Source organism: Kribbella hippodromi (assembly GCF_039531045.1).
In the GTDB taxonomy this organism is placed as follows: domain Bacteria; phylum Actinomycetota; class Actinomycetes; order Propionibacteriales; family Kribbellaceae; genus Kribbella; species Kribbella hippodromi.
This window is the reverse complement of record NZ_BAAAPH010000014.1, coordinates 132,880-154,518: the sequence shown is the minus strand read 5'-3', so window position 1 is coordinate 154,518 and position 21,639 is coordinate 132,880. Positions and strand designations below refer to the sequence as shown.

Annotated in this window: 22 protein-coding genes; 12 read left to right on the top strand and 10 right to left on the bottom strand. The window is 68.7% G+C overall.

Annotated features, from left to right (window positions below):
* Window positions 1-78: 78 nt before the first annotated feature.
* Complete coding sequence (locus ABD260_RS22225; RefSeq protein ID WP_344235865.1) at window positions 79-1,419, top strand: glutamine synthetase family protein; 1,341 nt, start codon at window positions 79-81, stop codon at window positions 1,417-1,419.
* Between the two features lie 31 nt (window positions 1,420-1,450).
* Here the strand turns inward: ABD260_RS22225 and ABD260_RS22220 are convergent, their stop codons facing one another.
* The 3 genes from ABD260_RS22220 to ABD260_RS22210 form a co-directional block, all read right to left on the bottom strand.
* Window positions 1,451-1,738, bottom strand: coding sequence for a YiaA/YiaB family inner membrane protein (locus ABD260_RS22220; RefSeq protein WP_344235863.1), 288 nt, complete (start codon window positions 1,736-1,738; stop codon window positions 1,451-1,453).
* 61 nt (window positions 1,739-1,799) lie between these two features.
* Window positions 1,800-2,360 carry a peptidylprolyl isomerase gene (locus tag ABD260_RS22215; protein WP_344235861.1) on the bottom strand — a complete coding sequence of 187 codons (561 nt, stop codon included), beginning with the start codon at window positions 2,358-2,360 and terminating at the stop codon, window positions 1,800-1,802.
* A gap of 56 nt (window positions 2,361-2,416) precedes the next feature.
* Entirely contained in the window at window positions 2,417-3,022 is a 606-nt protein-coding gene (locus tag ABD260_RS22210; protein ID WP_344235859.1) for a hypothetical protein, read from the bottom strand.
* Between the two features lie 186 nt (window positions 3,023-3,208).
* Between ABD260_RS22210 and ABD260_RS22205 the strand changes: the two genes are divergently transcribed.
* Entirely contained in the window at window positions 3,209-6,193 is a 2,985-nt protein-coding gene (locus tag ABD260_RS22205; protein WP_344235857.1) for a bifunctional [glutamine synthetase] adenylyltransferase/[glutamine synthetase]-adenylyl-L-tyrosine phosphorylase, read from the top strand.
* Between the two features lie 13 nt (window positions 6,194-6,206).
* The gene (trmB, locus tag ABD260_RS22200; RefSeq protein ID WP_344235855.1) at window positions 6,207-6,920 is read left to right on the top strand and encodes a tRNA (guanosine(46)-N7)-methyltransferase TrmB; all 714 of its coding nucleotides are present in this window, start codon (window positions 6,207-6,209) and stop codon (window positions 6,918-6,920) included.
* Here the strand turns inward: trmB and ABD260_RS22195 are convergent, their stop codons facing one another.
* Complete coding sequence (locus ABD260_RS22195) at window positions 6,921-9,545, bottom strand: family 78 glycoside hydrolase catalytic domain (protein WP_344235853.1); 2,625 nt, start codon at window positions 9,543-9,545, stop codon at window positions 6,921-6,923. It abuts the gene before it with no gap.
* A 151-nt stretch (window positions 9,546-9,696) separates the two neighbouring features.
* Between ABD260_RS22195 and ABD260_RS37615 the strand changes: the two genes are divergently transcribed.
* The 6 genes from ABD260_RS37615 to ABD260_RS22170 all read left to right on the top strand — a co-directional run bounded on the left by ABD260_RS37615 (window position 9,697) and on the right by ABD260_RS22170 (window position 13,976).
* On the top strand, window positions 9,697-9,783 hold the full coding sequence (locus ABD260_RS37615) for a putative leader peptide (protein ID WP_408954222.1): 87 nt from the start codon (window positions 9,697-9,699) through the stop codon (window positions 9,781-9,783).
* Between the two features lie 63 nt (window positions 9,784-9,846).
* Window positions 9,847-10,743 carry a sulfite exporter TauE/SafE family protein gene (locus ABD260_RS22190; protein ID WP_344235851.1) on the top strand — a complete coding sequence of 299 codons (897 nt, stop codon included), beginning with the start codon at window positions 9,847-9,849 and terminating at the stop codon, window positions 10,741-10,743.
* A 27-nt stretch (window positions 10,744-10,770) separates the two neighbouring features.
* Window positions 10,771-11,844: an ABC transporter substrate-binding protein gene (locus tag ABD260_RS22185; protein WP_344235849.1), complete on the top strand. Its 1,074-nt coding sequence runs from the start codon at window positions 10,771-10,773 to the stop codon at window positions 11,842-11,844.
* A 32-nt stretch (window positions 11,845-11,876) separates the two neighbouring features.
* Window positions 11,877-12,659, top strand: coding sequence for an ABC transporter ATP-binding protein (locus ABD260_RS22180; RefSeq protein WP_344235847.1), 783 nt, complete (start codon window positions 11,877-11,879; stop codon window positions 12,657-12,659).
* Window positions 12,646-13,524 carry an ABC transporter permease gene (locus tag ABD260_RS22175; RefSeq protein WP_344235845.1) on the top strand — a complete coding sequence of 293 codons (879 nt, stop codon included), beginning with the start codon at window positions 12,646-12,648 and terminating at the stop codon, window positions 13,522-13,524. The genes ABD260_RS22180 and ABD260_RS22175 overlap by 14 nt, the downstream gene beginning before the upstream one ends.
* 26 nt (window positions 13,525-13,550) lie before the next feature.
* Window positions 13,551-13,976: a PLD nuclease N-terminal domain-containing protein gene (locus ABD260_RS22170; protein ID WP_344235843.1), complete on the top strand. Its 426-nt coding sequence runs from the start codon at window positions 13,551-13,553 to the stop codon at window positions 13,974-13,976.
* 43 nt (window positions 13,977-14,019) lie between these two features.
* On the opposite strand, the gene ABD260_RS22165 is transcribed toward ABD260_RS22170, so the two are convergent.
* The 3 genes from ABD260_RS22165 to ABD260_RS22155 form a co-directional block, all read right to left on the bottom strand.
* Window positions 14,020-14,316 (bottom strand): WhiB family transcriptional regulator, encoded by a 297-nt coding sequence (locus ABD260_RS22165; RefSeq protein ID WP_344235842.1) that lies wholly within the window; start codon window positions 14,314-14,316, stop codon window positions 14,020-14,022.
* Window positions 14,317-14,600: 284 nt separating this feature from the next.
* Complete coding sequence (locus ABD260_RS22160; protein ID WP_344235840.1) at window positions 14,601-15,146, bottom strand: histidine phosphatase family protein; 546 nt, start codon at window positions 15,144-15,146, stop codon at window positions 14,601-14,603.
* Window positions 15,147-15,155: 9 nt separating this feature from the next.
* Window positions 15,156-15,518, bottom strand: a complete 363-nt coding sequence (locus ABD260_RS22155) for a hypothetical protein (RefSeq protein ID WP_344235838.1) — start codon at window positions 15,516-15,518, stop codon at window positions 15,156-15,158.
* Window positions 15,519-15,881: 363 nt separating this feature from the next.
* Between ABD260_RS22155 and ABD260_RS22150 the strand changes: the two genes are divergently transcribed.
* The gene (locus ABD260_RS22150) at window positions 15,882-16,961 is read left to right on the top strand and encodes a 3-deoxy-7-phosphoheptulonate synthase (RefSeq protein WP_344235836.1); all 1,080 of its coding nucleotides are present in this window, start codon (window positions 15,882-15,884) and stop codon (window positions 16,959-16,961) included.
* A 194-nt stretch (window positions 16,962-17,155) separates the two neighbouring features.
* A complete protein-coding gene (locus ABD260_RS22145) occupies window positions 17,156-19,261 on the top strand; it encodes a phosphocholine-specific phospholipase C (RefSeq protein WP_344235834.1) in 2,106 nt (701 codons plus the stop codon).
* Here the strand turns inward: ABD260_RS22145 and ybaK are convergent.
* Window positions 19,258-19,740 (bottom strand): Cys-tRNA(Pro) deacylase, encoded by a 483-nt coding sequence (ybaK, locus tag ABD260_RS22140; RefSeq protein WP_344235832.1) that lies wholly within the window; start codon window positions 19,738-19,740, stop codon window positions 19,258-19,260. The genes ABD260_RS22145 and ybaK overlap by 4 nt on opposite strands.
* On the bottom strand, window positions 19,727-20,431 hold the full coding sequence (locus tag ABD260_RS22135) for a helix-turn-helix transcriptional regulator (protein WP_344235830.1): 705 nt from the start codon (window positions 20,429-20,431) through the stop codon (window positions 19,727-19,729). Before ABD260_RS22135 ends, ybaK begins: the two co-directional genes overlap by 14 nt.
* 73 nt (window positions 20,432-20,504) lie before the next feature.
* Here ABD260_RS22135 and folE point away from each other — a divergent pair, with 73 nt between their 5' ends.
* Complete coding sequence (folE, locus tag ABD260_RS22130) at window positions 20,505-21,116, top strand: GTP cyclohydrolase I FolE (protein ID WP_344235828.1); 612 nt, start codon at window positions 20,505-20,507, stop codon at window positions 21,114-21,116.
* A gap of 7 nt (window positions 21,117-21,123) precedes the next feature.
* Here the strand turns inward: folE and ABD260_RS22125 are convergent, their stop codons facing one another.
* Entirely contained in the window at window positions 21,124-21,438 is a 315-nt protein-coding gene (locus ABD260_RS22125; RefSeq protein ID WP_344235826.1) for a hypothetical protein, read from the bottom strand.
* Between the last annotated feature and the right edge of the window lie 201 nt (window positions 21,439-21,639).

The window sequence follows — 21,639 nt, the reverse complement described above, 5'->3', positions numbered from 1 at the left end:
ACAACGGCGGGGCACACTGTGAGATGTCGCGGGAGATGTCCTGGAAGCGGCGTCGCAAACCGGGTGAGAGGTGGACAGATGGACAAGCAGCAGGAGTTCGTGCTGCGCGCGCTGGAAGAGCGCGACGTACGCTTCGTGCGGCTCTGGTTCACCGATGTACTCGGGTTCCTGAAGTCGGTGGCGGTCGCGCCGGCCGAGCTCGAGAACGCGTTCGCCGAAGGCCTCGGCTTCGACGGCTCGGCGATCGAGGGGTTCGCCCGGGTGACCGAGGCGGACATGCTCGCCAAGCCGGACCCGTCGACGTTCCAGATCCTGCCCTGGCGGGGCGAGACGATGGGTACGGCGCGGATGTTCTGCGACATCAACATGCCGGACGGCTCGGCGTCCTTCGCGGACCCGCGGCACGTACTCAAGCGGACGCTCTCGAAGGCGGCCGATCTCGGCTTCACCTTCTACACGCACCCGGAGATCGAGTTCTACCTGTTCAAGTCGCTCAGCGGCGCGCCGGGTACGACACCGGAGCCGGTCGACTCGTCCGGGTACTTCGACCACACGCCGCAGGGCATCGGCAACGACTTCCGCCGCGAGGCGATCACGATGCTCGAATCGATGGGCATCTCGGTCGAGTTCAGTCACCACGAGGGCGGTCCGGGCCAGCAGGAGATCGACCTGCGGTACGCGGACGCGCTGTCCACCGCCGACAACATCATGACCTTCCGGGTGGTGGTGAAGGAGGTGGCGCTGTCGCAGGGGATCTACGCGTCGTTCATGCCGAAGCCGCTGTCGGGGCATCCGGGGTCGGGCATGCATACGCACATGTCGCTGTTCGAGGGCGACCGGAACGCGTTCTTCGAGGGCGGCGCGCAGTACCAGCTGTCCAAGACCGGGCGGGCGTTCATCGCGGGGCTGCTGCAGCACGCGTCCGAGATCACCGCGGTGACGAACCAGTGGGTGAACTCGTACAAGCGGTTGGCGGTCGGTGACGAGGCGCCGTCGTTCATTTCGTGGGGTCACAACAACCGCTCGGCGCTCGTCCGGGTGCCGATGTACAAGCCGCACAAGGGACAGTCCAGCCGGGTCGAATTCCGGTCGCTGGATTCGGCGACGAACCCGTACCTGGCGTTTGCGTTGATGCTTGCGGCCGGGCTGAAGGGGATCGAGGAAGGTTACGAGCTGCCGGCGGAGGTCGAGGAGGACATCTGGTCCCTCACGCCCCGCGAACGCAAGGCGCTCGGGATCAAGCCGCTGCCGAGCAGTCTCGCCGAAGCCATCAGCGTGATGGAGGACAGCGAGCTCGTCGCGGAAACCCTCGGCGAGCACGTCTTCGACTTCTTCCTCCGGAACAAGCGCTCCGAGTGGCAGGAGTACCGCCGCCAGGTGACGCCGTTCGAGCTCAACACACTGCTGCCGGTGCTGTAGGTCAGCTGTCGCCCCGTCAGTTGTCCACCCGTCAGCTGTCGACGCGGAACGGGTCGTGCTCGGTCAGGAGTTTGTCCAGCCGGGCCTGATCCACCCGGCTGGTCACGTCGGTGATCTCCTGGCGGTCGCGGACCACCTTGCAGAGCACAACCGTCGAAGTGATCGCGTACAGCAGCCCGAGCGCGAGAAACGCCCGCACCCACGGCTGAGCAGGCAGGTACGCGAGTGCGATGATCATCGCGGACACGGACAAGCCGAACGAGGCGACCGCCTGCGCGTAGAAGGCGGCGGTCTGCTGAGGCTGAATCTTTTTCGTCATGCCAAGAGCGTCGGGTAATTCCGCGACCGGCACCTGAGCAAAAACACTCAATCCGGCGTGCTCAGCCGATCAGTACCTCGACGAGGGTCGCCGGCCGTTGGTCCAGTACCGGGAACCCGCTCGTCACCGTCCCGATGACCGTCGACGCGCGGAGCGGCGGCGGGGTCGAGCGGACCAGGAAGAATGCGCTGCCGTTCGCGCCGGTGTTGCTGAGGGCAACCGTCCCGCGGGTGTACGTCTCGCGCCCGCTCAGCTCGGGCGCGAACTGGTACCCAGGCCGCCCCACGCCGCACTCGAGGATCGCCCGGGTACGGCGTGGGCACGGGGTCTGGTTGTAGAACCGCCGCAGCGCGAGATGCGTGAAACTGTGCACCGCACACGGCGCGTTGCTCCGGTCGAGCGTGAGCACCACGTCGCCGCGGTCGGTCCGCAGGGTGACCTTGACCAGACCGATCGTCGGCGCGAGCGAGTACGGCGGGCGGCCGGAGTCGCCGGGGATGCGGGTGTAGGTGCAGTTCTTGAACAGGAGCGGGGCGGCTTGGGCGCGGGCCACCAGGCCTTCGATCACGAAGGCCAAGGCGGCTACGACGAGGACTGCGACGATCCGTTTCCAGAGACGCATGATTCTGAAGGTAACACTGAGTGCAGTAATTGCAACAGAGCGTGTTCAGGGTGTGTTCAGGCGTTGGCGGGTTCGGCGGGTACGTCGTCCGAACCGTGCTTCGAGGCCCAGCGTGCCGCGGCGGTCGAATGCCGGTACGGAGGCTCTTCCGGGACCACGCCCTGGTCCAGCTCAACCGGGGCGACCACCGCTGGAACTGGGCTCGGGGCAACAACCGGTTCGACCGGAGCCGCGGCAACAACTGGTTCGACCGGAGCCGGGGCAACGACCGGGGTTGCAGCAACAGCCGGTTCGACCGGGGTTGCCGCGACGACTGGGGTGCCGTCTTCGGCCAGGGCGTGTACTTCCTCGACCGTGAAGAACCCGACCGGCCGGACGCCTTCGGTGATCACGACCAGGCAGCCGGGTACTACCTGCTGAGCGCGATTCCCCTGACCGGGTACGAGAATGCCCTCCGCCGGCGTCCGCCACGCGCCCGGCGCGAACCTGCGCAGCGCGAGACCGGCCTGACCATCCTCGGGTGTGCGCGGCGGCAAGTACGCGGTCGCCGTGTAGTCGTAGTCGTAGTCCGGATCCGGCGGTCCGGACACGCGCCCGCCTTGCTGGGGCGTCAGCCAGAGCACCGTGCCGTGCACGGCGAGCGTCCCCGTCATCATCACCATGAACCCCCATCATGCCGATTACGCACCGAATCCGCCACACGACACCGCGTACTCCCCGCAACCTCCCCGCGCCCCCACCGCGCCGCCCCCGCAATCCAACCGCAACTTTGAGAACCCACCGCGCATTGCCGCGCCAGAAAAGTACGCGGTGGCTTCCCGAAGCCGGGGTTTGGGTAGCCTGCGGGGGTGGCTGATGGGCGGAGAGGGTCGTGGGAGGGGCGGCTGGTCCGGCTCGGGTTCGAGGATCCGCGGCGGGCGGCGGGGATGCTCGGGGGGCTCGATGCGCTGGATTCGCACAGCCCGCTGGCGACCGAGCAGCTGATCACGACGCTGTCGGAGTCGGCCGATCCCGATCTCGCGCTGCTGAGCCTGTGCGGGATGGCCGAGTCGCTGCATCGGCACGACTACGATCTGGCCGCGTTCGCGCGGACGCTCGAAATGGACGCCGACTTCCGGCGCAGGCTGGTGTTCGTCCTCGGAGCGAGCGAGGCGCTCGGCCGGCACCTCGCCGTCCACCCGCGGCACTGGTACGACCTCGCGGATCCCGCACTGGCCGGATCGCGGCCGTCGGTGGAGGATGTCGCCGCGAAACTCGCCACCGCGGTCGATGCGGAGAATCCGGTCGACGCGTTGCGGATCGAGTACCGGCGGTTGCTGATCCGGCTCGCGGCCCGTGATCTGGCCGAGGGACTGCTCGTCGACGAGGTCGCCGCCGTACTCGCGGACCTGGCCGGCGGCGCGCTGGAAACCGCGCTGCACATCGCCCGCAACGACTACTTCGCCGCCCACCCCGGCGCGGCCGGCTGCCGGCTCGCGGTGATTGCCATGGGCAAGTGTGGCGGCCGGGAACTCAACTATGTCAGCGATGTGGACGTCCTCTTCGTCGCCGAACCGCTCGCCGGCGAGCCCGAGGCGCCGGCCCTGAAGACCGCGACGAACCTCGCGGCCGCGGCCATGCGGATCTGCTCGGCGCACACCGGCGAAGGCACCCTCTGGCCGGTCGACGCCGCGCTGCGCCCGGAAGGAAAGTCCGGCCCGCTGGTCCGTACCCTCGACAGCCATCTCGCGTACTACCAGCGCTGGGCGAAGACGTGGGAGTTCCAGGCACTGCTCAAGGCGCGTCCGGTCGCGGGCGACGCCGAGCTCGGCCGGGAGTACACGGAGAAGGTCGGGCAGCTCGCATGGTCGGCGGCCGATCGGGAGGGCTTCGTCAACGACGTCCAGGCGATGCGTCGCCGCGTCATCGACCACATTCCGCCGGCGGATGTGGATCGGCAGCTCAAGCTCGGTCCAGGTGGTTTGCGGGACGTCGAGTTCGCCGTGCAGTTGCTGCAGCTCGTACACGGCCGCAGTGATGAGACAGTCCGTTCCGGTACGACGCTGGTCGCGCTGGAGGAGCTGACGAAGAACGGCTATGTCGGGCGTACGGACGGCGCTGTGCTTGCCGACGCGTACCGCTTCCTCCGCTCGATGGAGCACCGCATCCAGCTGTACCGCCTTCGCCGTACGCACCAGGTCCCGGACGACGAGGCGGATCTGCGCCGCCTCGGCCGCTCGCTCGGATTCACGAAGAACCCGGTCACCGACCTGACCGCGGCCTGGAAGAAGCATGCGCTCGAAGTACGGCGGTTGCACGAGAAGCTTTTCTACCGCCCGCTGCTCGCCGCGGTCGCGCGCATCCCGGGCGACGAGGTACGGCTGACCCCGGAGGCGGCGAAGCAACGCCTGACGGCCCTCGGGTACGTCGATCCGTCCTCCGCACTTCGCCACATCGAGGCCCTGTCCGGCGGTGTCTCGCGCCGATCGTCGATCCAGAAGGCACTGCTGCCGGCGATGCTCGGATGGTTCGCCGAGTCGCCTGCCCCGGATGCCGGACTGCTCGCGTTCCGGACTATCTCGGACGCGCTGGGTTCAACGCCCTGGTACCTCCGCCAGCTCCGCGACGAAGGCGCGTCGGCCCAACGGCTCGCGCACTTGCTGGCCAGCGGCCGGTACGCCGTCGATCTGCTCCAGCGCGCGCCCGAAGCGACCGCGATGCTCGCCGACGAGCGTGAGCTGACGCCTCGGGCACCGGACGCACTCCTAACCGAGATGTCCGCCGCCGCGCGCCGGCAGGAAGTACCCGAGGCCGCGGTCGCCGCGATCCGGGGGGTACGGCGTCGCGAACTGTTCCGGATCGCGGCCGCCGACCTGTCCGGTCTGCTCGACGTGGAGGCGGTCGGTGAAGCCTTGACGAACGTCGCGGCCGGGACGTTGACGACCGCGCTCGAAGTCGCGCGCCGCGCGGTCGCGAAGGGCGAGCCGGAGCCGACGCGGATGTCGATTGTCGCGATGGGCCGCTTCGGCGGTCACGAGCTCGGGTACGGAAGCGATGCGGACGTGATGTTCGTCCACGATCCGTTGCCGGGCGCGGACGAGCAGAAGGCGACCGACTTCGCGACCCAGGCGGCAACCGAGCTGCGGCGGCTGCTGTCGCTCCCCGGCGCCGATCCCGCGGTCGCGATCGACGCGGATCTGCGGCCGGAAGGACGGCAAGGACCGCTGGTACGGACGCTGGCGTCGTACGCGTCGTACTACGCGCGGTGGTCGGCGGTTTGGGAAGCGCAGGCGCTCCTCCGGGCCGATCCGCTGTGCGGGGACGCCGAGCTTTGTCAGTCGTTCCGCGACTTGATCGACCCGCTGCGTTACCCGGAGAACGGGGTCAGTGAGCGGGACGTGATGGAGATCCGCCGGATCAAGGCTCGCGTCGATGCGGAGCGGTTGCCGCGGGGCGCCGACCCGAGTACGCACACGAAGCTCGGGCGCGGTGGGCTGGCCGATATCGAGTGGACCGTCCAGTTGCTCCAGCTGCGCGAAGCGCACCGCCTCCCGAGCCTGCGGACGACGCGTACGCTGACCGCGCTGCGGGCCGGTGTCGACGCGAATCTGGTCGATCCGACGGAGGCGGACACGCTGAGCGCCGCGTGGGAGCTGGCGAGCCGGATCCGGAACGCGATCATGCTGGTCCGCGGCCGCCCCGGTGACTCGCTGCCGCAGGACCCCCGCGACCTGGCCGCGGTCGCCCAGATCTGCGGCTACCCCCAAGGCGAATCCGGCCGCTTCGCCGACGACTACCTCCGCACCACCCGCCGGGCCCACAACACCGTCGCTCACCTCTTCTGGGACGACTAATAGACTTCACCTGGTGGGAGCAACGGATCAGGTCAGGCAGGCGGGCGTTTTCAGCACCGTCCGCCGGAGTGTGCGGATGACGGTCGGGCAGAAGCGGGTCTGGGAGACGCGCTGGCCCGAGCTCGGGCGTACGCAGGAGGAACTGCCCGCGGGCGAACTCGACCTGGCCGAGTGGTTCGGGCGGACGGCGCCGACCGTGCTGGAGATCGGCTCCGGGATGGGCGAGGCGACCGCGCAACTCGCCGTCGCCGCGCCAGAGGTGAACCACCTTGCCGCCGAGGTCTACCCGGCGGGCCTTGGGCAACTGATGTTGTGGGTGGAGAAGTACGATCTCGCGAATGTCCGCCTGCTCCAGGGCGACGCACTGGACTTCCTCCGCGACCACGTCGCACCCGACGCGTTGGCCGGCGTACGCATTTTCTTCCCGGATCCATGGCCGAAGAAGCGGCACCACAAGCGCCGCCTCGTCACGCCACCCTTCGTCGCACTGATCGCGTCCCGCCTGCAGCCGGGCGGTACGTTGCACTTGGCAACCGATTGGGAGCACTACGCCGACCGGATGCTGGAGGTCTGCGAGGCCGAGCCGTCGCTGCGCAATCAGTACGACGGCTGGGCCCCGCGACCCGAGTGGCGCCCGGTGACCAAGTTCGAGTCCCGGGCGCAAGCGGAGGGCCGCGAGGTCCGGGACCTCATCTACACGAAGGTCACGCCGACCCGGTCTACGTGATCACGCCGACCGGCTCGTGAAGTGCCACTGCCCGGCCGGCACGGTGTAGATCGTGTACCCGTCGGCGTACGTCGGCTCGCCCGCGAACGCATGCGGTACGGCAGTCACGTCCGCGGCAGCGGCCGAAGGTACGTGCACCTCGGCCGTCGTACCCACCGGCACCTGCACTTCCAGCGACAGCACCCGGCTGGTCTTCATCCAGCTCACCGTCACCCGCCCGCGGATCGTCTCGGTCCGGATGCTCGCCGAATCCACTTCGGCCCGCGCGTCCGGCCGAACCAGGATCTTGTCGCTGCCCGCGCCGAGGACACGAAGCCCGGCCACGTTCTCGAAGATCCACTGCACGACCGTGCCTTGGAAGTAGTGGTTGCGGGATCGCGAGTTCTCCTCCCACATCTCCCACATGGTGTCCGCGCCGAGATCGAACCAGTACCCCCAGCTCGGGTACTCCCGCTGCAACGCGACCTTCGTTGCCACGTCACCGTATCCGTGCGTGGTCAGCACTGGCAGCAGGACACCGACGCCAAGGCAACCGGTGTTGAGATGGAACCCACGTGCTTCGACATCCGCCGCCAGCCCGGCCGCGACCCGGTCGACCAGGTCTTCCGGAACGATGCCGAAGGCAAGCGGTACGGCGTTCGAGGTCTGCCGGTAGTCCGGGTCGTCGGCCGACCGGTACCGCGCGGCGTCGCGATCGAGGAACGCCCGGTTCAGCCCGTCCGCGAGCTCGGCCGCCGCCTTGGCGTAGTCATTGGGTGCACCAATCAGCTCGCCGATCTCGGCTGCGGCGAGCACGGCGCGGTAAAGGTACGCGGTGCCGGTCAGTCGGCGGTCCTCCGGGGCCGGGCCCTCCATGTAGCCGGGCGGCAGCCAGTCGCCGAGCACGCTCACCGACAGGCCGTCCTCGACCCGGCCGAGCTCCCAGGCCAGGTAGCGGTTGAGCGATTCCCAATGCTCGCGGAGCAGCCGCTCGTCGCCGTACCAGCGGTACATTTCGCGGAGCAGGATCGGGTACACGGTCGGCCACTCGGTCGCGGGGGAGAGCTCGGTGAAACCCCATCCGCCGGAAGGAATGATCACCGGCAGCTGACCGGAGTCCGCCTGACTGTCCCGGATGTCGCCCAGCCACTTGGTGAAGAACCTCGCCAGATCGAGCGTCGCCAGCATCGTCGGCGCACCGACCTGCGCGTCCCCGGTCCAGCCGTTCTTCTCGTAGAACGGGGTGTCGGTGGGGATCCCGTGCAGATTGCTCAGTACGGTCCGGCGCATCGCCCGCTCGTACTGTTCGTACGCGGACTGTGTCGACGTGAACCGGGTGATGCCGCGAACATCGGAGTTAGCGACGCGGAGCTGTACGTCGGCCCGCGCGCCCTCGATCTGTACGTACCGGAAGCCCTTGTACGAGAACCGTGGTTCCCAGGTCTCGGTGCCGTGCCCGGCGGCGATGTACTCGTCGCGCTGGATCCGATCGCCCTCGACATGCCCGTTCTCGGCCACCACGTTGCCATCGGCAACCGTTTCGCCATGGGTGAGACTGATCGTCGTACCGGCCGGTGCGGTCACGGACAACCGCGTCCAGCCGGCGACCGTACGCCCGAAGTCCGCGATCCACACGCCCGGGCGGACCTCGGTGACCTCGACCGGATCGACCGTCTCGATGACCCGGATCGGTTCATGCGCTTGGGCAGTCAGCTTGCCCTTCGGCGCCTCGACGAGCGCAGCCGTTGACCAAGAGGACGCATCGAAGCCGGCCGTGTCCCAGCCGGGCAGTGCGCGCCGGCCGTCGTACGTCTCGCCGGCGTACAACGAGTCGGACAGCGTCGGGCCGCCGGTGATCCGCCACGACTCGTCGGTGACGATCTCGTCGATCCGGCCGTCGTCGTACTCGACCACCAGCCGCGCGATCAGGCGCGGATCGGCCGTCCAGGGCGCTTCGTGCCAGCGCCAGATGTTCGGGGTGGTCAGCCCGAAGAAGCCGCGCCCCAGCTCCGCGCCGACCACGTTCTCGCCGGTCGCGAGGAGCGCGGTCACGTCGTGCGTACCGTACAGAACGGTGTGGTCGTACGCGGTGAAGCCCGGATCGAGCACGGCGTCCGTGACCGGTTGACCGTTCAGCCGGAGATCGGCGTAACCGAGACCGCTCGCGTACAGGCGGGCGCGCCGGATCGCTCCGTCGATCGTGAACGTGCGCCGGAGCAGGGGAGCGCTGTCGGTCTGACCACCGATCCATCGCGCCGCACCGAAGCCCTCGTCGAGCAGACCGGTTTCGAACCATTCCGGTTCGGACCACTCACCTTCGCGATCCAGCCCGTCCCAGAGTTGTACGGTCCAGTGGTACCGCGTGCGGGCAGCCGACGGCCCTTCGTACTCGACGCCGAAGGTCCGGGCCGAATTGACCTTTCCGGAGTCCCACACATCCGCGGCGTCCGGCGTCAGCAGCTCGGGCGCGGACGCGACCAGGACCCGGTACGCCGATTGCGTCGCGCCGTACCCAGACGCTGTCGCGATCCAGCTGAACCGCGGCCGGGCCATGTCGACACCGAGCGGCCGCTCCGTGTACTCGGTCTGCGGTGATCGGGGGATCAGCGGACCACCTGGCGTCCAGCCGTCGGGCAGTACTGGCATCAGGCAGCTCCTAGGTCGGACGGGCTGGGCACACCTCGCACGACCCTAGGTAACCGATCCGGGCGGCAGCAACACCCTGACCACTACCGGTCACCGGTCCACATCGTGAAACCTGAGCATCTTGCTTGACTTTGTCCGCTTTCATAGTCGTATGCAGATCGTCGCGAACGCACCCGGTGAGGTCCTCACCCGGCGCCGGCACGTGGATCTGCTGCGCGTGAACTCCGCGGGGTGTTGACGGCCGGCGTACCTCCTCCGCCCGTCTCCGTGCCATTCATCGGCCACCCGTAGGAGCAGTCCTGTGCGTCGTCTCATCCTGATCGCGCTGCTCGGCTCGATCGCCCAGCTCGTCGACGGCACGCTCGGTATGGCGTACGGCGTCACCGCCAGTACCGCCCTGCTGATCACCGGGATCACCCCGGCCGTCGCCTCCGCCTCGGTGCACCTGGCCGAGGTCGGCACCACGCTCGCCTCGGGCCTGTCGCACTGGCGCTTCGGCAACGTCGACTGGCGCGTGGTCGCGCTGATCGGGGCACCGGGCGCGGTCGGGGCGTTCGCCGGCGCGACCTTCCTGTCCAGTCTGTCGACCGAATCGGCGTCGGTCTGGGTCGCCGGTCTGCTGCTCCTGCTCGGTGTCTACATCCTGGTCCGGTTCGGGACCGGGAAGGTCCGGGCGGTGATCGAGGGCCGACCGGCCGGGAAGTTCCTCGGCCCGCTCGGTCTGGTGGCCGGCTTCATCGATGCCACCGGCGGTGGCGGCTGGGGCCCGGTCGCGAACTCCGCCTTGCTGACCAGCGGCAAGCTGGCGCCGCGGCGCGCGGTCGGTTCGGTGAACGCGGCCGAGTTCCTGGTCTCGGTCGCCGCGAGCATCGGCTTCCTGTTCGGCCTCGGCGGAAAGCACCTGCCGTTCGGCATCGTCGCCGCGCTGCTGGTGGGCGGTGTCCTCGCGGCGCCGCTGGCCGCCTGGCTGGTGTCCCGCCTCGCCACCCGCTGGCTCGGCGTCGGCGTCGGCCTGGTGCTGATCCTCACCAACGCCCGCACCTTGCTCAATGGTCTCGACGTCGCGACCAGCCTGCGGTACGTCGCATACGCCGGGCTCGTGCTCGGCTGGGCCGGCATCGTCGCGTACGGGATCCGTACCGCGGCCCGCCGTACGGTCACCGAGCAGCCGGACCGCGAACTCGAACCCGCTTCCTGACTTTCTCCTTCTGACAAAGGTTTTCCCGTGCGTATTTCCGCCTTCCGTCCTGCCCGCTTACTCGCCGCGAGCCTCGCGCTGACCGTCGCCGCCGCGGGCTGCTCGCGCGCCGACCGCAACGACAGCACCACCGCCGCGGCGGCCACCGGCAAAGGCCCGGCCACCGAGCTGCGGCTCGGCTACTTCCCGAACGTGACGCACGCCGCCGCGCTGGTCGGGCTCGGCAAGGACCTGTTCAGCAAGGAGCTCGGCAGTACGAAGCTGGTGCCGACCAAGTTCAATGCCGGTCCGGAAGCGGTCGGTGCGCTGCTCGGTGGATCGCTGGACGCGTCGTTCATCGGCTCCGGACCGGCGATCAACGCGTACGCGAAATCGAACGGTGAAGCGGTCCGGTTGATCGCCGGGGCGACGTCCGGCGGTGCGCAGTTGGTGGTGAAGCCAACGATCAGCAAGCCGGAGGACCTGATCGGCAAGACCGTCGTGACGCCGCAGCTCGGCAACACCCAGGACGTGTCGCTGAAGAAGTGGCTGGCCGAGAAGAACCTGACCGGCAAGGTCAAGGTCACCAACCTCGAGAACGCGCAGACCCTCGATGCCTTCAAGAAGGGTGACGTGGACGCGGCCTGGTTGCCAGAGCCGTGGTCGTCGCGGCTGGTCCTGGACGCCGGCGCGAAGGTGCTGCTCGATGAGGCGTCGCTGTGGCCGGGCGGGAAGTTCCCGACCACTGTGCTGATCGTCCGGACCCAGTTCCTGCAGGAACACCCCGAGTCGGTGAAGGCGCTGCTGACCGGGTTGGTCGCCGCGATCGACTTCAGCAACACGAACAAGGCGGACGCGAAGACCGTGGTGAACGACCAGCTGAAGGCGGCGACGGGGAAGTCTCTGAAGCCGGCGGTGATCGATCGGGCGTTCGAGCACATCCAGATCACCGCGGACCCGATCGCGGCGACGTTCCCGCAGCTGGCGAAGGACCAGGTCACGGCGGGGATCGCGAAGACCGCGCCGGCGGTGGCCGGGTTCGCCGACCTCGGCCCGCTGAACGAGGTGCTCGGCAAGGCGGGCAAGCCGGCCGTCGACGCGGCCGGCCTGGACGCCAAGTAGAGCTGGATCCGGATTCGACCGAGGAGGAACGGATGACCGCGATCGTCGAGACCGATCGGACCCGGCCGGAGGTGATCAGTCCGGTCCGGTTTCACCAAGTGGGCAAGGCTTTCGGGACCGGCCGGAAGTCGGTGGTCGCGCTGGACGGCGTCGACCTGGAGGTCGGTGCCGGCGAGTTCGTCTGCCTGCTCGGCGCCTCCGGCTGCGGCAAGACCACGCTGCTCAACCTGGTCGCGGGCCTGGACCGGCCGTCCAGTGGGCGGATCGAGCTGAACTCGTCGCGGCCGGCGGTCGTGTTCCAGGAGGCCGCGCTGATGCCGTGGCTGACCGCCGCCGGAAACGTCGAGCTCCCGTTGCGCATGGCCGGCGTACCGAAGGCACAGCGTCGCGCGAAGGCGGCGGAGCTCTTGGAGCTCGTCCGCCTCGCGGGACTTGGCGACAAGCGCCCGCATGAACTGTCCGGCGGCATGCGCCAGCGGGTCGCGCTCGCCCGGGCGCTGGCATCCACCACGGACAGTACGGATGCCGGCAAGCCGTCGCTGTTGTTGATGGACGAGCCGTTCTCCGCGCTCGACGCGATCACCCGCGACGTACTGCAAGGTGAACTGCTCCGCATCTGGCAGGCGACCGGTACGGCGATCCTCTTCGTCACCCATGACGTCCGCGAAGCGGTGCGGCTCGGGCAGCGCGTCGTACTGCTCTCCTCGCGGCCCGGCCGGGTCGTCCAGGAATGGGACGTACGGGACGCGCCCGATGCCGTCGACGAAATCAACACCGCGTTGCGGAAGGTGATCAGCAGTCATGCCGCCGGTTGAGGTTCAGGACGCGGGCTCGGTCGAAGCCGGTCTGGACGCGCTCGATACGCCGGTGATCGAGCCCGAAGGCTCGCGGCTGCGCCGGATCGGTGCGCGCGTGCTGCCACCGATCGGCGCGATCGTCATCCTGGTCGCGATCTGGCAGGCGTTGTGGGCGGCCGCGTTCTGGCCCGAGTTCAAGCTGCCCGCGCCGGTCGACGTGTGGGGGCAGATCTGGCAGCTGGTCACGAGCGGCCAGATCGCCGAGCTGTTCTGGGTGTCGGTGCATCGGGCCGTGATCGGGTTCGCGATCTCGCTGCTGATCGCGGTACCGCTCGGGCTCGCGATCGCGAACAGCAAGCTGGTCCGCCGGGGGATCGGGCCGCTGGTGTCGGGCCTGCAGAGCCTGCCGTCGGTGGCCTGGGTGCCGGCCGCGATCCTGTGGTTCGGGCTGAACGACCGGGCGATCTACTGGGTGGTGCTGCTCGGCGCGGTGCCGTCGATCGCGAACGGGCTGGTGTCCGGTCTCGACCAGGTGCCGCCGATCCTGCCGCGGGTCGGCAAGGCGCTCGGTGCGGGCCGGCTCAGCGGCATCCGGTACATCCTGCTGCCGGCCGCGCTGCCCGGCTTCCTCGGTGGGCTCAAGCAGGGCTGGGCGTTCTCCTGGCGGTCGCTGATGGCGGCCGAGCTGATCGCGACCTCGCCGGAGCTGGGCGAAGGCCTCGGTCAGTTCCTGCACAACGGCATGTCGCTGTCCGACATCTCGATGGTGTTCGCCGGCATCGTGCTGATCTTCGTGGTCGGCGTCGGCATCGAGCTGCTGGTCTTCCGGCCGCTCGAGAACAGCGTGTTGCGAGCGCGCGGACTCACCACGTCCGCCCGCTGACTGGGTCCGCGCCGTACTGTTGGGACGTGGTCCGATTTCTGCCGTTCCTGATCAGCCTGGTACTCACCGTGTACGCGCTGTTCTCCGTCATCCAGACGCCCGACGAGGATGTACCGCACCTGCCCAAGCTGGTGTGGATCATCCTGATCGTGTTCGTCCCGTTCGCGGGACCGCTGGTGTGGCTGCTGATGTCGCGATCCCGCGGCGGCCGCGAGGACAGCCCGGTACGCCCGTCGGCGCAGCCGCTCAGCCGGCCGCTCGCGCCTGACGACGACCCGGACTTCCTCAAGTCGCTGGACCGGTACCGCGACCCGCGGACGACCATGCGGCCGCCGCAGCCCGAGGAACCGACCGACGGACCGCACAAGCCGAAGGACACCCGCAAGCCGAAGGACGCCCGCGAACCGAACGAGGCCGGCGCGCCGGACGACACCGACGACGGCAAGGCCTGAGCTTTCGCTCCGGCCTTGCCAGTCAGGCGCGTGACGGTACGGGTCAGGCGGACTTGCGGTGTTCGGGCAGGAGGGTGTCGTTGTCGCGTTCCGACTCGGTGGTGCCGCCCCAGACTCCGTACGGCTCACCGACGGAGAGTGCGTGCTGCCGGCACTCGGGCTGGACCGGGCAGGTCCCGCACAGCGACTTGGCCACCATCTCGCGGGCGCGTTTGCGAACGCCACGCTCCGATTCGGGTGAGAAGAAGAGCTCCGGGTTCACATCCCGGCATGCGGCTTGTGACTGCCAGTCCCACAGATCCATGAGCGGGCGGGGTAGGCGAGGCATCCCTCTCGACATGGCAACCTCCTTGACTCACCGTAAGCGCGGACGGGCGCTCGGTGAAAACTATGCTCATCTCACAGCGAGTTCAACCCTTGTTGTCTCGAAGTTCGAGCCATTCGTTATCACCGAGGGCCGTCGCGGCCTGTGATCGGCGGTTTTCAGGCGGCGAGCGTGTTCACGTCATCACCTCGTGTGACATGGGTCACTTTCTCGATGCAATTGCGTCTGCACGTGCAGAAGCTCAGGCGTCGTTTCACCCCTGTTTCAGCAGGTTTTCCGGGCGACTTCCAGTTGCCTTGTCAGTGGGTTTCGGCCTCGTACCGGTAGTACTCGTGCGCACCGTGCGCGACGTCCTTCACCCCGGTCAGCGCCCGGATGACGGTCGCGTGCGTGATCGCGAGCACCGGCCCGTCGGTGCCGGCGGTGTGCCGGTCGAGGGCAGCCCGGGCGCGCTCGCGGACCCGGGACAGTGGTTCCCAGGGCCGCTGGATGCCCTCCGGCCATTCCCCGTCGTACGCCTCGAGCTCGGCCTGGGCGGCCCGGACGTCGGCGGCGCTGCGCCACAGACCGGTGTGGTCCGGCAACCAGTCGCGCAGGTCGTGGTCGACCTTCACGCCGAGGGCCAGCCGGTGGCCGATGATCGCGGCGCTGTGCAGGGCGCGGGTGAACGGCGAGCTGACCAGGTAGGTCGCGCCGATGCCGCTGAGCAGGTCGGCGAGCTGCTCGGCCTGCTTCATCCCGACCGTGGTGAGTGGGGCGGAGTCGGCCGCGGTTCCGGGCCAGCCCCGGGAGTCGATCGGCTCGTAGTCCGGCTCACCGTGCCGGACCAGGTAGATCTGGATCACGCCCATGTTCTACCGGAGATGCCGCGCCCCCGCCCATCCACGCGAGTGGCCGGGCGGCGGCGAGAGCGGTTCGGAGAGCGACGACGGTCCACGGACCTGATGCAGCTCGTCGAAGAGATTGTCCAGGCCGGCCAGCGGCTCCGGCGGCTCGGTTGATCGTGCTGGGCGGCTGCTGGGCGCGCCAGGACGTACATCGTGCAGGACGTCCCCGGCCGGTGCGTCGGCCGGCTCGATCCAGCGCACCTCGGTCGCGCCCTGGTGCCCGTGCACGGCGAGCACGGACTCGACATTCGGCCAGACCGCGGTCGCCGGGTTGTCACCCCGCCACCGCAACGCGACCGATCCGTCGGTGAACTGACAGCCTTCCGCCACCACGCCGGTCCCTGACACCCCACTCGGATCCCGATACCGAACCAGCTCAAAGGTCCGCGGCCTCACCCTGCTGCACTCCCCGTTGTCGACCGGCACTTGCAGCCCTCAACGATCCCGAACCGCTTCCGGTTACTGGCCGGTCTCGGGTCCGGGTGCCGGCGGGGTGCTATTGTCGAGCCCGTGAAGCGTTGCTATTGGCGATTTTTTGAGTGGCCGGCCTTGGTGCCGGGCGACTCAGCCGATCGCTGACGCCCACCGCAGACACCAGAGCCGGCTCGAAGGCAAGGACTTCCGTCCTTGCCTTTTCTCGTATCTTCAGCCGGCTGTCAGCGCTTCGTGGCGGGCCGGCGGAAAGGTCCCCCGATGAACACCCTGAAGAAACCGACCGAACAGACCACGGTCGTCGATCGACGGATCGAAAAGACCGTCCCGCTGGTCACCCCGCTCGCGCTGCACGACGAGTTCCCGCTCGGCGACGCGGCGGCCCGGACCGTCGCGGCCGGGCGGCAGGCGGTCGTCGACGTACTGAACGGTGCCGACGATCGCCTCGTGGTTGTCGTCGGCCCGTGTTCGGTGCATGACGCCAAGGCCGCGCTCGAGTACGCCGAACGCCTCGCGCCGGTGGCCGAGCGGCTGTCCGACGGCTTGCTCGTGGTGATGCGGGTGTACTTCGAGAAGCCGCGCTCGACGCTGGGCTGGAAGGGCCTCATCAACGACCCGGGACTGGACGGTTCCGGCGACGTGAACCGTGGTCTGCGGATCGCGCGGCAACTGCTCGTCCAGGTGACCGAGCTGGGCCTGCCGGTCGGGTGTGAGTTCCTGGACCCGATCACGCCGCAGTACATCGCCGACACCGTCGGGTGGGGCGCGATCGGCGCGCGGACGGTCGAGAGCCAGGTGCATCGTCAGCTGTCGTCGGGTCTGTCGATGCCGATCGGGATGAAGAACCGTCCCGATGGGTCGATCGGGACGGCGGTGGACGCGATCAAGGCTGCTGCGGTGCCGCATGTGTTCACTGGTATCGATCACGACGGTGCGCCCGCGATTCTGCATACGCGCGGCAACCCGGACTGTCACCTCGTACTGCGGGGGTCCGACGGTGGGCCGAACTACGACGCGGAATCCGTGGCCGGTGCGGTGGAGTTGCTGCGTACGGCTGGGCTTCCGGAGCGCGTGGTCATCGACGCGAGCCACGGGAACAGCCGCAAGGATCACCTTCGGCAGCCGGTGGTGGCGGAGGAGATCGGTGCGCAGGTCGCGGCGGGGAACAAGGCGATCGTGGGCGTGATGCTGGAGTCGTTCCTGCAAGCGGGGCGGCAGGAGCTGGACCCGACCAGGGAGCTGACCTACGGCCAGTCGATCACCGACGCCTGCATGGGCTGGGAGACGACCGTCGAGACGCTGGAGAAGCTGCGCGACGCGGCGGTCGCACGACGGGGATAGCGGCGCGTCAGCGGGGGGATAGCTGTTCATCTGGAGGTCTAGCTTCGGTCAAGACCTGGCCCTAAGGTCCGGACCATGACTGCATTGATGTCACGCCTCCGGCGCGACGGGTCATGGGGCTTTAACTCCCGCCCTTCCCTCGTCGCTCCAGTCGCTACGCTCCCTCCACTCCTCAGTCCAGGGCGGGAGGCCCCATGACCGGGATCTCCCGGCGTCTGGTGCTCGGTTCGGTGGCGGGTGGGGCAGCGGTGTCGCTGCTGCCACCGTCGCTGCACACCGCGATGGCGCAACCTGTCCGGCGTGGTGGTCTGCGCGCGATCGAGCATGTGATCGTGCTGATGCAGGAGAACCGATCGTTCGACCACTACTTCGGCACGCTGCGTGGAGTCCGCGGGTACGGCGACCGGCTGCCGCTGCGGCTGCGGAACGGCAAGAGCATCTTCCACCAGCCGAAAACCGGTGGTGGCGAGGTGCTCCCGTTCTCGCTCCGCAAGGCCGCGGCCGCCGCCGGCCGGAAGCCCGACGACATCCAGTACCTCGGTGCGCTGGCGCACGGGTACAGCGACGCCACCCAGGCCTGGGCCGGCGGCTGGAACGACGACTGGGTCCAGGCCAAGACGGCCGCCACGATGACGCACTACGAGCGTCGCGACATCCCGTTGCAGTACGAGCTCGCCGAAACGTTCACGATCTGCGACGCGTACCACTGCTCCGTCAACGGTTCGACCAACCCGAACCGCAACTACCTGTGGTCCGGCACCACCGGGTACGAGCCCGGTACGAAGCAGCGCGCCGTCACCAACGCGGCGTACGACTACAACCACGCCGGCTACGACTGGACCGCGTACCCGGAGCGGCTGGAGAAGGCCGGTGTCTCCTGGCAGATCTACCAGGAGTGGGACAACTTCACCGACAACGCGGTCGAGTACTTCAAGACGTTCAAGGACATCGGCCACCGGATTTTGGCTAATGTACCGGGCGGCTATCGCACCACCGAGGAGTTCTACGACAAGCTCTTCGCGAAGTCCGACGCGGACCGGGCGGTCGCGTTGAAGGAGCTCGACGCCGCGGTCGAGAAACTGCCGATCAAGGACCAGAAGCTGTTCCGCAAGGCGATGTACCGCTCGGAGCCGGAGTCGCTGGTGCCGCGGCTGCGCGCCGACATCAAGGCGGGCACGCTGCCGAAGGTGAGCTGGCTGGTCCCGTCCTCGGTCGACTCCGAGCACCCCAGCTCGTCCACGCCGGTCGCCAGCGCGAACCTGATCTACGACGTACTGGACGCGATCGCCTCCGACCCGGACACCTGGTCGAAGACGGTGCTGTTGATCAACTTCGACGAGAACGACGGGTACTTCGACCATGTCCCGCCGCCGGTCGCCCCGCGGCCCGCGTCGGGTGAGGGCGACGACTGGTATGCGGGCAAGCCGATCGGTCTCGGCCCGCGCGTGCCGATGACCGTCGTTTCGCCCTGGACGGTCGGCGGGCACGTGAACTCGCAGGTCTTCGATCACACCTCGATCCTGCGGTTCCTCGAACTCTGGACCGGCATCCGCGAACCCAACATCAGCAACTGGCGCCGGACCGCGTGCGGCGACCTGACGACCGCATTCGACTTCGAACGTGGCTATCGGCAACCATCGGTGGACCAGCCCGGCCCGGTGCCGGCGCCGATCGACCGCTGGCACCCGGCGCCGCCGGCCGACCAGGCGATCCCGGTCCAGGAATCGGGTCGCCGTCCGGCTCGCGCATTGCCTTACCAGCCGAAGGTTTCCGGCGTCGTTGCTGACGGCAAGCTGATGCTGGCCCTCAGCAACAATGGTTCACAGTCGGCACATTTCACGGTCTATCCGTACGGCGGCGAGCTGCCCGCGCCGACCCATCTCGACGTCCACCACCCCGGCCGGGGCGCGGGCGCGGGCACGACGCCGACGGCACTGGCGATCCCGGTCGACGGTCCGTTCGAGCTCGCGATCCAGGGCCCGAACCGCTTCTGGGCCGAGGTCGCCGGTACATCCGACGGCGCCGCGGCCGGGCTGGACGTCCGGATCGGGAACCGCGCCGGCTCACTGGAGCTCGACCTCGTCAACACCACCCGGAAGCCGCTGACCGTGAAGCTGAAGTCGCGCGGGTACGGCGCCAAGACCTTGACCGTCGAACTGCGCGGCAAACAGACCCGTCCGGTCTTCTGGCCGACCGATCACGGCTGGTACGACGTCGAGGTGACGACGCCGGACGACACCACGTACCGGCGCCGCCTGTCGGGCCACCTGGAGACGGGCAAGCCGGGCATCACCGGCTAGCGGGCAATGTCCGCCGTCCGCGCCTTGGTGATTGTGATCAGGTCGGCGGGGGAGAGCCCGATGTCGAAACCGCGCCGGCCGCCCGACACGTACACAGTCGGGTGGCCGGTCGCGGTGCTGTCGACGACCGTGGGCAGCGCGCGCTTCTGGCCGATCGGGCTGATCCCGCCGAGCACGTAACCGGTGGTGCGTTCCGCGGCTGCCGGGTCGGCCATCACCGCCTTCTTGCCACCGGCCGCGGCCGCGATCGCCTTCAGATCAAGCTGTTTCGCGACCGGTACCACGCCGACCGTCAGCTTGCCGTCCACCTCGACGAGGAGGGTCTTGAACACCTGCTCCGGCGCCAGGCCAAGTGCTTCGGCCGCCTCCAGTCCGTACGACTTCGCGGCCGGATCGTGCTCGTACGCATGCGTACTGAACTCGATCTTCGCCTTCACCAACGCCACGGTTGCCGGAGTGCCCTGCCTAGCCTTCGCCATGCCCAGACTGTAGTGCCTCGTCTGCTTGCGCAGTCGAGCCGGTGATGCGTACACAGCAGAGCCCGGCTGCCGGCGCGAGCTCAGCCTGCAGCGGGGTGTCGAGGCTGGTCAGCAGGCCGGCGATCAAGTGCAGGTTCATGCCGCAGACGAGTTGCGGGTGTTCCTTTGCCAATCGCCGGAACGGGCAGTTCCCCAGGACGATCCCGTCCGCTTCCGATCGCGGTTCAAATCCATGCGCCGCCAGCACCTGCTCCACCGATTGGTTCCCGGTGGTGCGGCCGAGGGTCTCGCCGTACTCCCGCGCTCTTCGGTTGACCGCCTCCCGCGGCGAGATGCCGTACGTCTCCGCGTCCTGGATCGCGGCCGCGAGCAGTTGTCCCGCGATCGCGTACTGACGCTCCGGCAGGCTGATCTCGATTTCACGATCGGAGCGGTGATACAGCTTCGCGGGACGGCCCGCGCCCGGACCCGTACGCCCGGTCCGGCGCTCGTAGCAGGTCTCGAGCAGGCCCTCGCCGGTGAGCCGGTCGAGATGGAACGCGGCCGTCGTGCGCGGAATCCCGAGCGCGTTCGCGGCGTCGTCCCGGCTGACCGGCTCGGCATGCGCGACCACGTACTCGTAGAGCCGGCGCCGGGTCGGCTCCTCCAGTACCGCGACCGCCTGGACGTCGGCGTGCCGGGAGATGTCCACGGAATGATTCTATCGACAACTCGGGTTGGATAAACAGTATGATGGCTTTCGCTGAAACCTCAGGGAGTTGCAGATGGCGATCTCGGCCGACCTCGAGTCCGTCCCGCTTCACATCGTCGCCCGCCGGGAGGAAATCGACCTTCCGGCCGCGCAGCGTGCGGTCGCGGACCTGCTCACCGCGCTCGGGCGTGACCCGCACAGTGCCCATCTCGCGGACACCCCGCGGCGGGTCGCGAACGCGTACGCCGAGATGCTCACGCCCCGCGAGTTCGAGCTCACCACCTTCCCGAACGACGAAGGGTACGACGAGCTGGTCCTGGCCAAGGACATCCCGGTGCAGTCACTGTGCGAACACCACCTGCTGCCGTTCCAGGGCGTCGCCCACGTCGGGTACCTGCCGGGTGACCGGATCCTCGGCCTGTCGAAGCTGGCCCGCGTGGTGGAGCTGTTCGCGCGCGACTTCCAGGTGCAGGAGCGGCTGACCAAGCAGGTCGCCGACTGGCTCCAGGACCATCTCGACCCGAAGGGCGTCGGCGTGGTGATCGAGGCCGAGCACCAGTGCATGTCACTGCGCGGCGTACGCGCGACGGGTTCGCGTACGGTCACGTCCTCGCTGCACGGCACCCTCCGCGAAAACCCCAGCTCCCGCGCCGAGTTCTTCGCCCTCACCGGCCTGACGCCCTGAAGCCTGCTCAGGCGGAGGCGGCCGCGGGGTGGGTACGGCGGCCGGTGGCGAGGATGTGGGTGAGTTCGCCGGGCAGCAGGTCGGTGCCGGGGACCGGGTCCATCTCGGAGACGTCCAGCCAGCGGACCACGGTGGCGCCGCGGTGGCCGTGGACGGCGAGGATGGAGTCGAGGTCCGGCCAGACGGCCGTGGACGGGTTGGCGCCGTGCCAGCGGAGCGCGACCGAGCCGTCGGTGAAGACGCATCCTTCGGCGACGATGCCGGTCCCGGAGACCCCGCTGATGTCGGTGTAACGGACGAGTTCGAAAGTCTGGGGTTTCACCGGCGGCACCCCGGATGGCGAGCGAGTTCGGCCATGATCCTTTCCCCGTAGTACGTGGCTGGGTTACGCCACAAACCGGGGACAATTACCGACTGTCAGCGGGGAAGGACGGTCTGTAGCGACTCATCTTCTTGACCCAAGCTAGAGCCAAAGGGCCCGGACACGCCAGCCCCAAACTGCATGTCGCCCGATCCGGCCACC

Excerpts from the sequence above, each read along its gene's own strand:
- ABD260_RS22180 (WP_344235847.1), top strand. The coding sequence starts at position 11,877 with ATGACCGCGATCGTCGAGACCGATCGGACCCGGCCGGAGGTGATCAGT.
- ABD260_RS22145 (WP_344235834.1), top strand. The coding sequence starts at position 17,156 with ATGACCGGGATCTCCCGGCGTCTGGTGCTCGGTTCGGTGGCGGGTGGG.
- ABD260_RS22150 (WP_344235836.1), top strand. The coding sequence starts at position 15,882 with ATGAACACCCTGAAGAAACCGACCGAACAGACCACGGTCGTCGATCGA.
- ABD260_RS22175 (WP_344235845.1), top strand. The coding sequence starts at position 12,646 with ATGCCGCCGGTTGAGGTTCAGGACGCGGGCTCGGTCGAAGCCGGTCTG.
- ABD260_RS22195 (WP_344235853.1), bottom strand. The coding sequence starts at position 9,545 with ATGCCAGTACTGCCCGACGGCTGGACGCCAGGTGGTCCGCTGATCCCC.
- ABD260_RS22220 (WP_344235863.1), bottom strand. The coding sequence starts at position 1,738 with ATGACGAAAAAGATTCAGCCTCAGCAGACCGCCGCCTTCTACGCGCAG.
- folE (WP_344235828.1), top strand. The coding sequence starts at position 20,505 with ATGGCGATCTCGGCCGACCTCGAGTCCGTCCCGCTTCACATCGTCGCC.
- ABD260_RS22165 (WP_344235842.1), bottom strand. The coding sequence starts at position 14,316 with ATGTCGAGAGGGATGCCTCGCCTACCCCGCCCGCTCATGGATCTGTGG.
- ABD260_RS22210 (WP_344235859.1), bottom strand. The coding sequence starts at position 3,022 with ATGGTGATGATGACGGGGACGCTCGCCGTGCACGGCACGGTGCTCTGG.
- ABD260_RS22215 (WP_344235861.1), bottom strand. The coding sequence starts at position 2,360 with ATGCGTCTCTGGAAACGGATCGTCGCAGTCCTCGTCGTAGCCGCCTTG.
- ABD260_RS37615 (WP_408954222.1), top strand. The coding sequence starts at position 9,697 with ATGCAGATCGTCGCGAACGCACCCGGTGAGGTCCTCACCCGGCGCCGG.
- ABD260_RS22225 (WP_344235865.1), top strand. The coding sequence starts at position 79 with ATGGACAAGCAGCAGGAGTTCGTGCTGCGCGCGCTGGAAGAGCGCGAC.
- ybaK (WP_344235832.1), bottom strand. The coding sequence starts at position 19,740 with ATGGCGAAGGCTAGGCAGGGCACTCCGGCAACCGTGGCGTTGGTGAAG.